General features: G+C 63.8%; 9 protein-coding genes. 3 read left to right on the top strand and 6 right to left on the bottom strand.

Translation table 11 applies throughout. From position 1 onward, the window contains the following. Nucleotides 1-43: 43 nt before the first annotated feature. Nucleotides 44-619: an ANTAR domain-containing response regulator gene (locus tag ACN6NG_RS21305; RefSeq protein ID WP_063425138.1), complete on the bottom strand. Its 576-nt coding sequence runs from the start codon at nt 617-619 to the stop codon at nt 44-46. Between the two features lie 11 nt (nt 620-630). After that, the gene (locus tag ACN6NG_RS21300) at nt 631-1,845 is read right to left on the bottom strand and encodes a CmpA/NrtA family ABC transporter substrate-binding protein (protein ID WP_474316066.1); all 1,215 of its coding nucleotides are present in this window, start codon (nt 1,843-1,845) and stop codon (nt 631-633) included. Between the two features lie 145 nt (nt 1,846-1,990). Between ACN6NG_RS21300 and ACN6NG_RS21295 the strand changes: the two genes are divergently transcribed. Beyond that, complete coding sequence (locus ACN6NG_RS21295) at nt 1,991-3,016, top strand: quinone-dependent dihydroorotate dehydrogenase (protein ID WP_474316064.1); 1,026 nt, start codon at nt 1,991-1,993, stop codon at nt 3,014-3,016. A gap of 97 nt (nt 3,017-3,113) precedes the next feature. Here ACN6NG_RS21295 and rmf read toward each other — a convergent pair whose 3' ends face one another. Beyond that, nucleotides 3,114-3,329, bottom strand: coding sequence for a ribosome modulation factor (gene rmf, locus ACN6NG_RS21290; protein ID WP_003248687.1), 216 nt, complete (start codon nt 3,327-3,329; stop codon nt 3,114-3,116). 561 nt (nt 3,330-3,890) lie between these two features. Between rmf and rlmKL the strand changes: the two genes are divergently transcribed. Then, a complete protein-coding gene (rlmKL, locus tag ACN6NG_RS21285; protein ID WP_016500782.1) occupies nt 3,891-6,083 on the top strand; it encodes a bifunctional 23S rRNA (guanine(2069)-N(7))-methyltransferase RlmK/23S rRNA (guanine(2445)-N(2))-methyltransferase RlmL in 2,193 nt (730 codons plus the stop codon). 94 nt (nt 6,084-6,177) lie between these two features. Continuing rightward, nucleotides 6,178-8,568, top strand: a complete 2,391-nt coding sequence (locus ACN6NG_RS21280; RefSeq protein WP_474316062.1) for a sensor domain-containing diguanylate cyclase — start codon at nt 6,178-6,180, stop codon at nt 8,566-8,568. Between the two features lie 31 nt (nt 8,569-8,599). Here the strand turns inward: ACN6NG_RS21280 and dacB are convergent, their stop codons facing one another. From dacB to ACN6NG_RS21265, 3 genes are all read right to left on the bottom strand, one after another. Continuing rightward, the gene (gene dacB / locus ACN6NG_RS21275; protein WP_016500780.1) at nt 8,600-10,057 is read right to left on the bottom strand and encodes a D-alanyl-D-alanine carboxypeptidase/D-alanyl-D-alanine endopeptidase; all 1,458 of its coding nucleotides are present in this window, start codon (nt 10,055-10,057) and stop codon (nt 8,600-8,602) included. A gap of 186 nt (nt 10,058-10,243) precedes the next feature. Beyond that, nucleotides 10,244-10,588, bottom strand: a complete 345-nt coding sequence (locus ACN6NG_RS21270) for a YggL 50S ribosome-binding family protein (protein WP_016500779.1) — start codon at nt 10,586-10,588, stop codon at nt 10,244-10,246. Between the two features lie 41 nt (nt 10,589-10,629). Further along, on the bottom strand, nt 10,630-14,262 hold the full coding sequence (locus ACN6NG_RS21265) for an ATP-binding protein (protein WP_063425145.1): 3,633 nt from the start codon (nt 14,260-14,262) through the stop codon (nt 10,630-10,632). Nucleotides 14,263-14,264 lie beyond the last annotated feature (2 nt).

Here is a 14,264-nt window from a genome sequence, read left to right as displayed (position 1 = left end):
GCCCTATCGCGACACAAGGCCGCTCCCACAAGGGCCTGCGCTGCTAGCCGAGCATCTCGTGCATGGAAATGATCTGCTCTGCCACCTGGATCAGCTTCTGCTGCCGGCTCATGGCCTGGCGGCGCATCAGGGTGTAGGCCTGTTCTTCGTTGCAGTCTTTCATTTTCATCAGTAAACCTTTGGCCTGCTCGATGCGTTTGCGTTCGGCCAGTTGCTGGTCGCGTGCCACCAACTGCGCCTTCAGTGCCTGGTCGCTTTCGAAGCGGGCCATGGCCACATCCAGAATCGGCTGCAACCGGGCGGCATGGATGCCTTCGACGATATAGGCACTGACGCCCGCCTGGATCGCCTGGCGCATCACCCCGGGGTCGTGCTCGTCAGTGAACAGCACGATGGGGCGCGGCTGGTCACGGCTGACCAGCACCACCTGTTCCATCACATCACGGTCGGGTGAGTCGGTGTCGATCAGCACCACATCCGGGCGCACCGTTTCGACGCAGGCGGGCAGGTCGATGGTCAAGCCTGGGGCTTCGGTGACGTCGAAGCCCGCCTCGATCAGCGCCGCCTTGAGGCGGCCGAGTTTGTGCTGGGTGTCGTCAATCAGCAGGATGCGCAACATGTTGGTCCCCCTCACGCGCCGACACGGGCATCGGGCAATTCGCCCAGTGCATGCAGGCTGAAACTGCGGGCGTAGCCGTAGGGGTCGCTGCCGTCCCAGCAGCTGCCGTCAATCAGCAGGCTGCTGCGCATCGGCAGCGAAGGGCACGCTACGCCAAGGCTTTGCGCCGCCTCGCTATACAGTGCCAGTTGTTGTACCTGGCGGGCCACGCCGAGGTAGTCGGGGTCTTCGCGCAGCAGGCCCCAGCGGCGGAACTGGGTCATGAACCACATGCCGTCAGACAGATACGGCAAGTTGGCCCGGCCATGGTCGAACAGGCGCAGGGCATGCCGGTCTTGCCAGTGGTTGCCCAGGCCATCATGGTAGTGGCCGAGCAGGCGTGGCTCGATGCTCTCCAGCGGCGTGTCCAGGTAGGCGCTGCCGCTGAGCAGTTGCGCGGTGCTGCGGCGGTTTTCCGGGCTTTGCTCGATGAACCGGCTGGCGGCGAGGATTGCCTTGATCAAGGCGCGGGCGCTGTTGGGGTACTGCTCGGCAAAGGCGCGGGCACAGGCCAGGACTTTTTCCGGGTGGTCCGGCCAGATCGACTGGCTGGTGGCGAGGGTGAAGCCTTGGCCCTTGGCAACCGCATCGGCGGCCCAGGGCTCGCCCACGCAAAAGCCGTCGATGCGCCCGGCCTGGATATGTGCGGCCATTTGTGCCGGCGGCACCACCACGCTGTCCACGTCGCGCAGTGGGTGGATGCCCTGGCTGGCCAGCCAGTAATACAGCCACATGGCGTGGGTGCCGGTGGGGAATGTCTGGGCGAAGGTAAGGCGCGCGCCATGCTGGTGCACCAATCGCGCCAGTGCTTCAGGGTTGGTCACGCCTTTGCGCTGCAGGGCCGGGGACAGGTTGATGGCCTGGGCGTTCTGGTTCAGCCCCATGAGCACCGCCATATCACTGGCCGGTACGCCACCAATGCCAAGATGCACGGCGTAGACCAGGCCATACAGGCAGTGCGCGGCGTCCAGTTCGCCGCTGACCAGCTTGTCGCGCAGCCCCGCCCAAGAGCCCTGGCGCTTGAGGTTGAGGGTAAGGCCGTGTTGCTGGGCGAAGCCCTGGGTGGCCGCGACCACCACCGAGGCGCAGTCGGTCAGGGCCATGTAGCCGATGTTCAGGCTGGGCTTCTCGGGCGCATCGCTGCCGTTGACCCAGGCCAGGGGCGTTGCTCGGGGTGCAGTGTTCACAAGGTTCCTCGCCTGTACTGATTAGGCTGTGGGCCAAACCGGTGCAACCGATGTGCCAGGCCTGCAGTGGCCCCATGATTTACTGTCCTGTCAGCGCCACGGTGGCTATAATCGCCCCCTCACTCACCCCGAGTCTTGCCCGCCCATGTATACCCTGGCCCGCCAGCTGCTGTTCAAGCTTTCTCCGGAAACTTCCCACGACCTGTCCCTGGACCTGATCGGTGCCGGTGGCCGCCTTGGCCTCAACGGCATGCTGTGCAAGCAGCCGGCGGCCTTGCCGGTTTCGGTCATGGGCTTGAACTTCGCCAACCCGGTGGGCCTGGCTGCCGGCCTGGACAAGAACGGCGCGGCCATCGACGGTTTTGCCCAGCTGGGCTTCGGCTTTGTCGAGATCGGCACCGTCACCCCGCGCCCGCAGCCGGGCAACCCGAAGCCACGGCTGTTCCGCCTGCCGGAGGCCACGGCCATCATCAACCGCATGGGCTTCAACAACCTGGGTGTCGATAACCTGCTCGACCGGGTACGAGCCTCGCGCTACAGCGGTGTGCTGGGCATCAACATCGGCAAAAACTTCGACACCCCGGTCGAGCGTGCCGTCGATGACTACCTGATCTGCCTGGACAAGGTGTACACCGCCGCCAGCTACATCACCGTCAACGTCAGTTCGCCGAACACCCCGGGCCTGCGCAGCCTGCAGTTTGGTGATTCGCTGAAGCAGCTGCTCGATGCCCTGGCCGTGCGCCGTGAGCAACTGGCCGCTACCCATGGCAAGCGCGTGCCGCTGTCCATCAAGATTGCCCCGGACATGAGCGACGAAGAAACCGCACTGGTCGCAGCCGCGCTGATGGAATCGGGTATGGATGCGGTAATTGCCACCAACACCACGCTGGGTCGTGAAGGTGTCGAGGGGCTGCCGTACGGTGGCGAGGCGGGCGGCCTGTCGGGCGCGCCGGTGCTTAAAAAGAGCACCCACATCGTCAAGGTGCTGGCAGGCGAGCTGGGCGGCAAGCTGCCGATCATTGCTGCCGGTGGCATTACCGAAGGCCGCCACGCTGCCGAGAAAATCGCCGCCGGGGCGAGCCTGGTGCAGATCTACTCGGGCTTCATTTATAAAGGCCCGGCACTGATCCGCGAGGCGGTGGACGCTATCGCGGCAATGCCACGGGTTTGATCGACAGGCAAAAAAAAGGGCCCCTTCAAGGGGCCCCTGGGCCTTCGCCCGCCGCCCGGATGGGGCGTGCATGGTAAATCGAATTCAGTGTCCTCGATCAGCCAACGGCGTGATTTTCGTTGAGTCTATGGATGCCAGCGGTGCCAGTCATTCCGTCCCAGTTATCACCGCGACCTTCGCGCCAGCCGTTGATCCAGGCTTGGCGAACAGAAGGAAGATTGAAGGGGCAAAGTTCGCGGGATTTGCCGGTGACCCCGTATTGGTAGCCACGTGAATATGCTCTTTCCAACGGATCACGCTTAAGTCTTCTCATAGGGTGTTGCCCTCACTTGTTGACTGTAATGTCCCGTCGGCCTCTCTGAGGCCGGGCAGAGTCTTTCTGCCGGTTTGCGCTCGCTGCCGGCGTGGCGAGCTGAAAGTGCCGCCTCGTTGCGAAGCGGCCTGAGACCAGTTCTAACGAATGCGAGTCACGGTGTGAATGATCGATTTGTCATAAGCACGTAACCTTTCATAGGGTCAGGGGATAAGTAAATAAATGCGACTTAACCTTATTTGAGGTTTAGCCCGCTATGATCAGGGTTTGCTGATCATTGACGTCATTTCGCCAGCGTTGCTCGCGGGTGACAGAAATAATTTGAAATGCGACGAAGGGTCACACAGGCCCCTCCATCGCCAGAATTTTTTGTACTGCCTGATGATCTAAGCTCTCTTTGCCACTTGGCCGAGCGCAGATCGGTCAGGCGGCCCGGCCCTTCGCGGCACGCTTATGTGCCAGAAAAGGCCACCCGCACGCCTGCTGGAAAGGCATGCGGGCAAACATCGCGTGGCGATGCGTCGCCTCGTCAGTCAAATAGCCCAAGGCTCTGGAATACTCATGTCGGACCGTTTCGAACTCTACCTCACCTGCCCCAAAGGCCTCGAAAGCCTGCTTGCCGAAGAGGCCAAGGGCCTTGGCCTTGACGAGGTGCGTGAGCACACCTCGGCCATTCGCGGCGCCGCCGACATGGAAACCGCCTACCGTCTGTGCGTATGGTCGCGCCTGGCCAACCGGGTGCTGCTGGTGCTCAAGCGCTTCTCCATGAAGAACGCCGACGACCTTTATGACGGCGTCAACGCGGTTGACTGGGCCGACCACCTGGCAGCCGACGGCACCCTCGCGGTGGAGTTCAGCGGCCATGGCTCGGGCATCGACAACACCCACTTCGGTGCGCTGAAGGTCAAGGATGCGATCGTCGACAAGCTGCGCAACCGCGAAGGCCTGCGCCCGTCGGTGGAAAAGATCGACCCTGACGTGCGTGTGCACCTGCGCCTGGACCGTGGCGAGGCCATTCTTTCCCTCGACCTGTCCGGCCACAGCCTGCACCAGCGCGGCTATCGCCTGCAGCAAGGTGCTGCGCCGCTGAAGGAAAACCTGGCGGCAGCAGTGCTGATCCGCTCGGGCTGGCCGCGCATTGCCGCCGAAGGTGGCGCACTCGCCGACCCGATGTGTGGTGTGGGTACCTTCCTGGTCGAAGCGGCGATGATCGCTGCCGATATCGCGCCCAACCTCAAGCGTGAACGTTGGGGTTTCAGTGCCTGGCTCGGCCACGTGCCGGCGCTGTGGCGCAAGGTACACGATGAGGCGCAGGCGCGGGCGCAGGCCGGCCTGGCCAAGCCACCGCTGTGGATCCGCGGTTACGAAGCCGACCCGCGGCTGATCCAGCCGGGCCGCAACAACGTCGAGCGCGCCGGTCTGGGCGACTGGGTGAAAATCTATCAGGGCGAGGTCAGTACCTTCGAGCCACGCCCGGACCAGAACCAGAAAGGCCTGGTCATCAGCAACCCGCCCTATGGCGAGCGCCTGGGTGACGAAGCCAGCCTGCTGTACCTCTACCAGAACCTGGGCGAGCGCCTGCGCCAGGCCTGCATGGGCTGGGAGGCGGCGGTGTTCACCGGCGCGCCGCAGCTGGGCAAGCGCATGGGTATTCGCAGCCACAAGCAGTACGCGTTCTGGAACGGCGCCTTGCCGTGCAAGCTGCTGCTGTTCAAGGTGCAGCCCGACCAGTTCGTGACGGGTGAGCGCCGCGAAGCGCAGGCTGACAACGCCGAAATCCGTGAGCAAGCGCCGGTTGCCAGTGAGCCGGCGCGCCTGTCGGAAGGGGCGCAGATGTTTGCCAACCGCCTGCAGAAGAACCTCAAGCAACTGGGCAAGTGGGCCCGCCGCGAGCAGGTTGACTGCTACCGCCTGTACGATGCCGACATGCCCGAGTACGCCCTGGCGGTCGACCTGTACCACGACTGGGTGCATGTGCAGGAGTACGCCGCGCCACGTTCGATCGACCCGGAGAAGGCTCAATCGCGCCTGCTCGATGCCCTGGCGGCCATCCCCCAGGCACTGGGTATTTCGCCGCAGCGTGTAGTGCTCAAGCGCCGCGAGCGGCAGAGCGGTACCCGCCAGTACGAGCGCCAGGCCACCGAGGGCCGCTTCCAGGAGGTGAACGAAGGTGGCGTCAAGCTGCTGGTCAACCTCACCGACTACCTCGACACCGGGCTGTTCCTTGACCACCGCCCGATGCGCATGCGTATCCAGCGCGAGGCTGCCGGCAAGCGTTTCCTCAACCTGTTCTGCTACACCGCCACGGCTTCGGTGCATGCGGCCAAGGGCGGCGCACGCAGCACCACCAGTGTCGACCTGTCGAAAACCTACCTCGACTGGGCGCGGCGCAACCTGGCGCTCAATGGCTTCTCCGAGCGCAACCGCCTGGAGCAGGGTGATGTGATGGCATGGCTGGAAGCTAACCGCGACAGCTACGACCTGATCTTCATCGACCCGCCAACCTTCTCCAACTCCAAGCGCATGGAAGGTGTGTTCGACGTGCAGCGTGACCACGTACAGCTGCTGGACCTGGCCATGGCTCGCCTGGCGCCGGATGGCGTGTTGTACTTCTCCAACAACTTCCGCAAGTTCCAGCTCGACGAGCACCTGATGGCGCGCTATGCAGTGGAAGAAATCACCGCCCAGACGCTGGACCCGGACTTTGCCCGTAACAACCGGATCCACCGCGCCTGGCGCCTGCAATTGCGTTGAGCCGACGAGGTACATTGCGCGGCTAATGGCCAATAGCTATAAATGTGAGGAGGGCGAGATAATCCGCAGGACGCTGACGTGACGAGATGGGTGTATGTCAAAGTGTGGCGTGCGTGCGCGGTTATTTGGCCTGTGCACAGAAGCGGTGTCCGCCTGGGCGGTGGCGCTGGTGGCTTTGGTGGCGGGCGGCCTGTTGACGGCCGCCTTGGCGCTTGCCGCGCAGACGTTCTACAAGCAGCAGTTGCGCCAGCGTTTCGAGTTGCTGGCCAGCGAGCGCTTCAGCCGCATTGCCGAGCGTTTTGATGAACAGCAGCAGCGCCTGGACGGCCTGCGGCGGTTCTTTAGCTTTTCCAACGAAGTCACCCCGCTCGAATTTGACGGTTACGCCCGGCCATTGCTGCAGCGCACCCTGGCCTACGCTTGGGCGCCGCGTGTCGAAGCCGCGCAACGCACCGAGTTCGAGCGCCATGCCAGTGAGCATTCAGGCCCGGGCTATGTGATCCGTGACCAGGACGCACAAGGCCAATGGCGCCCTGCGCCGCTGCGCGACCATTACTTCCCTGTGCTGTATACCCAATCTGGTGAAATGCCAGGGTTGCCCTATGGGCTGGACCTTGCCGGCCAGGCTGCATCCCAGGCTGCCCTGGCACGGGCACTCGGGCCTGGCAGCATGGCGGTGTCCGAACCCCTGGCCATGTACGAGATCCCATCGTACGCGCGTGGCTTGCTGCTGGTGGCGCCGGTGTTTTCCGACGCTAATCCGCATGGCGCAGCAGTAGGTTATGTGACGGCCTTGCTGAGCATGCGCGAGCTGGTCAGTGATGGGCGGCCAGTGGCGGCGGATGACAACCTGGTGGTGCGCATCGTTGATCCGTCCGGGTTGCAGGGGCCGGAAGTGATGTTCGATTCGCTGAACCAGGTCGCCCCCTTGTCGCTGGCCAGCAATCAGCAGTTGCACCTGGCCGATCACCACTTCCAGTTGAGCATCCTGCCGAGCCTGGCGTTCGTGCAGGCCAATCGTTCGTCGGCAGTGCTGGCGGTGGTCCTGCTGGGTGGGTTGTTGAGCCTGCTGCTCAGTGCCTTGCTCTACAGCCTGTTCAGCCAGCGCCAACGCGCCTTGGCCCTGGTCGAGCAGCGCACCGCCGAACTGCGGGTCAGCGAGCAGTCGCTGCGCGGCACCCACAACCAGCTGCGCAGCGTGCTGGATGCGGCGACCCAGGTGGCAATTATCGCTACCAACCTCAAGGGTGTGGTCAGTACCTTCAATGCCGGCGCAGAGCGTATGTTCGGCTACCCGGCCAGCGAGGCGATCGGCCAGTTGCGCCTTGAGAATCTGGTGCTGCCCGAGGAACTGAGCCAGCGCGGCCATGCCCTGAGCCTGCGCTATGGTCGCCCGATTGCCGGTGGCCAGGCCATGTTCGCCGAAACGGTGCAAACGCATGGCGCCGAACCTGGAGAATGGACCTTGTTGCGCGCCGATGGCAGCCAGTTGGTGGCCAACATGCTGGTTACCGCCATGCTGGATGAACAGGGTTTGTGGGTGGGCTACCTGGCCATCTGCATTGATGTCACCGAGCGGCGTCGGGTACACGAGGCGCTGGCGGCGCGCGACCGGCTGCTGGAAAAGCTCAGTGCCGAGGTGCCGGGGGGCATTTACCAGTATCGCCTGGATGCCAGCGGCCATTCGTGCTTTCCCTATGCCAGCCAAGGCCTGTACGACATCTACGAAGTGGACCTGCAGCAATTGCGCGAGGATGCCACGCTGGTGTTCGAGCGCATCCACCCCGATGACCTGGACCGCGTGCGCCGCTCGGTGCGTTACTCGGCCGAGCACCTGGCGCCGTGGCGCGAGGAATACCGGGTGTGCCTACCGCGTGCCGGCCTGCGCTGGGTCCGTGGCGAAGCGACGCCAGAGGTGGGGGAGCAAGGCTGCACCCTGTGGCATGGCTACCTGACGGATATCTCCGACCTCAAGGGTGTGGAGGAGGAATTGCGCGCGTTGTCGGTCACCGACTCGCTGACCGGCATCCATAACCGCCGCTACTTCCAGGACCGGCTCAAAGTCGAACTGGAGCGCGCCCAGCGCGACGGCCTGGCGTTGGCCGTGATCATGCTCGACATCGATCACTTCAAATGCATCAACGACCGCTTCGGCCATGCCATGGGCGACCGGGTGTTGCGCAGCTTGTGCCAGCGTATTGGCCAGCGCTTGCGGCGTACTGATGTGTTCTGCCGGCTGGGTGGGGAAGAATTCATGGTGTTGTGCCCGGGCAGCGATGCCGAGCAGGCGCGGCTGCTGGCGCTTGAGTTATGGCAAGGGGTGCGCACGGTGCCGGTGGACGGCGTGGGCCAGGTGACCGCAAGTTTTGGAGTGGCGGGCTGGCGGCCGGGGGAGGGCGCCGATGCTTTGCTGTTGCGGGCTGATGCGGGTGTCTATACAGCCAAGCAGGCCGGGCGGGACCGGGTGGAAGGGGAATCCGCCTGATAGGTGCCAGTTGTCGGTACTGGCTGGCCAATCAGTTGGCCGCGGTGCTGCCGGCCAGCTTCGGCTGGCGATACAGGTCGAGCAGCACCTGGTCGAGCACCTGCGAGGCACCCCACGGTTTCGGGTCGTTGAGAATCGCTGCCACCGCCCAGGTATGGCCGTTGCTGTCGCGGCTGAAGCCGGCAATCGCCCGCACGGTGTTCAGCGTGCCGGTCTTGATGTGCCCCTCACCGGTCATGGCGGTGCGCTTCAGGCGCTTGCGCATGGTGCCGTCCATGCCTACCAGAGGCATCGAACTCATGAACTCGGCAGCGTAGGGGCTCTTCCAGGCAGCCTGCAGCATCTGGGCCATTTCCCGGGTGCTGACCCGCTCCGCACGCGACAAGCCAGAGCCGTTCTCCATCACCAGGTGCGGCGCGGTAATGCCCTTTTTCGCCAGCCATTGGCGCACTACGCGCTGGGCGGCGCGGGCATCGTCGCCATCGGCATCGGTGCGGAACTGCGCGCCAAGGCTCAGGAACAGCTGCTGGGCCATGGTGTTGTTGCTGTATTTGTTGATGTCGCGGATCACTTCCACCAGGTCTGGCGAGAAGGCGCGGGCCAGCAGGCGGGCACTCTTGGGCACGTTCTCGATGCGGTCGCCACCCTGGATGCTGCCGCCCAGCTCGTTCCAGATCGCGCGCACTGCACCGGCGGCGTAGGTTGCGTGATCGAGCAGCGACAGGTAGGTCTGCGAGTTGCAGCCGTCGCCCAGCTGGCCACTGACGGTTACGCTGATGCCATCGGCCTGGGGGACCGGGTTGTAGCGCACATCGCCAGTGCACTGCTTCGAAGCCACCGCCTTGACCTGGTTGTCGATACGGATGCTGGCAATCGGTGGCTCGACCGCGACGGTGACTTTGCCCCCATCGTTGCGGGCCACGAAGCGCAGGGCCTTGAGGTTGACCAGCAGCGAATCGGGCTTGACCAGGAACGGCTTGTTTTCATCGCCGCCGTCATCATTGAACTGCGGCAGGTTGGGTTGCACGAAGTGGCTGCGGTCCAGCACCAGGTCACCGGTGATGGTGCGCACGCCATTGGCGCGCAGGTCACGCATCAGCAGCCACAGCTTTTCCATGTTCAGCTTCGGGTCGCCGCCCCCTTTGAGGTACAGGTTGCCATTGAGCACGCCGTTGCTCAGGGTGCCATCGGTATAGAACTCGGTTTTCCACTGGAAGGTGGGGCCAAGCAGTTCGAGGGCAGCGTAGGTAGTGACCAGTTTCATGGTCGAGGCCGGGTTTACCGAAACATCGGCATTGAACACGGTCGGCGTGCCGGGGCCGTCCAGCGGCAGCATTACCAGCGACAGGGCTGTGTCCTGCAGCTTGTTGGCCTTGAGCGCCTGCTGCACTTTGGCGGGCAGGGTGGTATTGACGGCGGCGGCCTGGCTGGGCAATGCGAGTGGCAACAGCAGGCTTGCAAGAATGAAGGGACGAAGCGTTTTGATCATAATGGATAAATACCCTGCGGCGAGGGAAAAGGGCATTGGGGCTGTAAGAGATGATGGCCCCACGACGAAAGAGTACGCATTATGCCCCAAGCGTAGCGACGATGCGCCACGTTCGACGGAAAAGCACCGCCAATAAAAAAGGCCACCCGCAAGGGCAGCCTTTTCAGCGATCAAGCCAGGCAGGTATCACTCAGCCTTGTTGATCGGCTTTTCCGGGTACCAGGCGTCCAGCAGCGGGCTGACTTCGATCTTGGTCAGTTCGCTACGGCCCTTCAGCCAGGTTTCAACGGCAGCGCGCTGTTCTTCGCTGGCCGAGCCGCGTTTGACCGAGCACACCAGGCCGTAATCGTCACCGCCTACATAGTCCAGGCCGTTGGCGTCCATCGCTTCTTCCAGGAACGCATCGAGGAAAGCATCGATTGCCTGGTCATCCAGATCTTCCTTGAATTCCAGGTTCAGCTCGAAGCCCAATTCCTGAAACTCGTCGACACACAGCTTTTTGCGCAGACGACGGGAGCGGTTTGTGGCCATGAAACAATCCTCTTAGGTAATAACGCCGCGCAGTCTACCAGTTAACACGTCTGGCTGCCTGCCTGAGTGCATGCGCCGGTGGCCAGCTCCTTGGCCAGAGCCCGTTCTACACGGCACATGTGCCGCGCCAGTGCCTGGCGCCGCAGGCGCAACTGGTGCGTGGGCAGGCTGCGGGCCTCCAGCGCCTCGCAGGCCTGCATCAGGTCGGGGGCTTCCAGCATGCGGGCTGCACTCAGCACCTTGTGGGCCTGCTCGGCAATGGCGTCGCTGTCATGCTCCGGATGCAGCGCCATCAAGCTGGCCAGGTCGGCCTGCAGGCTTTGCTGCAAGGCCAGCAGGAAGCGCTGGCGGTCGGCGGGGTCATGGCCGACCACTGCAGCCAGGCCGTCCAGATGGTAAAGCTTGCGCCGGGGCTTTTGCTGGCGGCGTGGACGAATGCTCGCCAGGTGCTGGCTGAGGGTGCCCAGGCTGATCGGCTTGAGCAGGCAGTCGTCCATACCGGCGCTCAGGCACCGGCGGCGCACCTCTGGCTGCGCGTTGGCGGTATAGCCGAGAATGGTGCAGCGCAGCCGCTTGCCATGGCGTTCTTCGGCACGGACGGCGGTCGCCAGTTGGTATCCGTTCATATGCGGCATGTTGCAGTCGAGCACCAGCACATCGAAGTCGCCTGCGCGCCAGGCCGCCAGGCCTTCGCGGCCATCGCGGGCGCTGGCGTGCGGCAGGCCCAGGTAGCCGAGCTGCTGCGCTATCAGTTGCAGATTGGCCGGGTGGTCGTCGATCACCAGTACGTTCAGCCGCGGGTCAGGCACATCGAGGTGCTCGATGAGCGGCGCTGGGGGTGGGGCGGCGTCAATCCGCTGCAGCGGCATCTTCAGGCGCACCTGGGTGCCAACATCTTCCAGGCTCTTGATGGTCAGGCTGCCGCCCATCATTTCGCACAGGCTGCGGCAGATGGCCAGGCCCAGGCCGGTACCGGCACGGGCGCCCTGGCTGTGCGGGTTGGCCTGGATGAACGGATTGAACAGGCGTTGCAGGTCGTCGGCATGGATGCCGATGCCACTGTCGCGCACTTCCAGTTCCAGCACTGCGGGCGTGGTGTTGCCGTCATCCTGCAGACTGACTCCAATACGGACCTGGCCATGCTCGGTGAACTTGATGGCATTGCTCACCAGGTTGGACAACACCTGTTTGAAACGCAGGGGATCGAGCAGTGCGTGGCAGCGTGCGGCGGGTGCAATCCTTACCTCCAGAGCAAGGCCTTTCTGGCGCGCCTGCCCCTCGAAAATACGCCCTACCGATTCGACCAGTGCTGCAAGGTCGACGGCCTCCGGGGCCAGGGACAAGTGGCCAGACTCGATGCGCGCGATGTCGAGAATATCGCCGATCAGGCCCAGCAGGTCCTTGGCTGAATGGTGGGCCAGCTGCAGTGCGCTGCGGTCTACCCGGCCCTGGTCGGCGCGCTTGACTGCCAGTTCGAGCATGCCGATGACGGCATTCATCGGGGTGCGGATTTCATGGCTGATGGTGGCCAGGAAGGTGCTCTTGGCGCGGTTGGCATCGTCGGCCTGCTGCTTGGCCTGACGCAGTTCCATGACCAACTGGCGGCGCTCGCTGATGTCGATCCAGCCGCCGATGATGCCCTGCACCTCTCCCAGCGAGTCGCGGTACGGCAGTATCCAGTGATAGATGGTCATTTCGCGGCCCTTGATCCGCAGTGGCCGGTCCATGATCAACGGCGAGCCTGCGGCCATGACTTTCAGGTAGTCGGCCTGGATCTGCCGGGTTTGCTCTTCGTCGGCAAACAGGCTGCCGTCCAGCTGTTTGCCGATGACTTCGTCGGAGCGGGCCTGCACGGCTTCCAGATAGCTGTAATTGCAGCTTTGCAGGCAGGCCTCGCGGTCACGTACGTACATGGGGTGGGGGGTGCCGTTGAGCAGGGCGCGCATGAACGCCAGTTGGTCGTTCAGTGCTCGTTCGGCGCGTTGGCGCTGGCGGATCTGCAGGCGCAGGCGGGCGTTCCAGAGCAAGGCCAGCAACAGCAGCGCGACCATGCCCAGCACCACCTGCAGTGCAAGCTGGCTGTAGTCCTTGCCGCTGCCATCGTCGTGCTGCCCGAAGCCGCGCCAGCGGTTGTTGATTACCCCCAGCTCTTCTGGCGAAATGCTCAGCAACGCCTTGTCGAGGATCGACATCATCGCCTGTGACGGGGTGCTGGTGGCCATGGCGAAGTTGGCGGGCTCGCTGCCGACCGTTGTGCGGATGACCAGTCCGGGGTTGCTGGCCAAGGCATGGTTGGCGTCGAGCAACGTGGTGATCACTGCGTCCACCGCCCCGCTGTTGAGCAATGCCATGGAATAGAACGCACTTTCGGTCTCGACCCAGCCGATTGTCGGATAGTGCCGCGATAGCTTCGCGTTCATGGCGCTGTAGCGGGGAATGGCCACGCGATGCCCCTGCAACTGCTCCAGGGTGCTCAGGGCCTTGTCGTCCTTGCGGCCTACAAGGACGAAGGCGCTCTCCAGGTAGGGCCTACTGACTTGCAGGTCGTCGTCGGTCACCGCGCCCGTGGCCAGTGCGGCAATCACATCTGCGCGGCCATCCTTGAGGCGGGCGAGCATGTCGGCGATGCCGCTGGTACGCTGCACTTCAAAACGCAAGCCGGTGCGCAGGCTGATGAACTCCAGCAGGTCGGCGGTGATGCCGCGAAAATGTCCCGAGCCATCGAAATACGATAGTGGCGCAGCCGTATCATCGATCGTTACGCGCATCACCGGATGATCTTGCAGCCATTGTTCTTCGGCATCGGTCAGTTGCAGCTTGCGCTCGGTCAGCAGCAGATCGCTGCCGGCGCTCCAGCGTTTGAAGATGCTGGCGCGCAGCGCGGGAGGCTGGCTGTCCAGTGTGGCGTTCACCACCTCCAGCAGCAGCGTGTCCTGCCGGCGCAAGGCAAAGCCGAAACCGATGGCCTCGTGCTTGCCGAAATTGGCCATGCGCAGACGCGGCAGGTGGCCGCGGTTAAGCAGATAGTGGGTGGAGATGGTATCGCCGATGTATACGTCGGCCTGCCCGAACGCCACGGCGTTCAAGGCCTGGCTGGAGGAGCCAAAGGCCAGCAGCTCGGCCATGGGGTAGGTGCTGCGTACCTCCTGCTTGGGCAGGTAATGGTAAAGCATGCCCAGGCGCAGGCCGGCCAGGTCCATGTCGAGCGCCCGGCTTTCGTCTTCGCGTGTTACCAGCACCGGCTGGTCAACGGCATACGGTTGCGACAGCGCCAGGCCGTCGCTGGCCGCTTCGTAGCCATTGGCGCTGCCAAGCAGGTCGATATCACCATGCCTGAGCGCCTCCACTGCCGCCTGCCGGCTGGGGAAACGCAGCACCCGCACGGGTAACTGCAGGGCTGTGCCGATCAGGCTCGCGTACTCGGCGGTGAGGCCCTGGTAGTCGCGGCCGCCACTGGTGATGTCGAACGGCGGGTAGTCCGGCGCTGACGTGCCCAGTACCAGTTCCTGACGGCCTTCGAGCCATTGCAGTTGTTCGGCCGTGAGCATGGGTTGGGTCGGCTTGGCCGATGACCGAGCCAGTAACGTATAGGACGAGGCCTCTTGATGGGTGGCTTGCGCTACACCGCTGAACAGGAGCAGGGCGAGCAGCAGGCGAGCAATTGGGTGCGGCATGA

This window comes from Pseudomonas sp. TSO6, from assembly GCF_056098905.1.
This window is presented reverse-complemented; position numbering and strand designations above follow the sequence as displayed.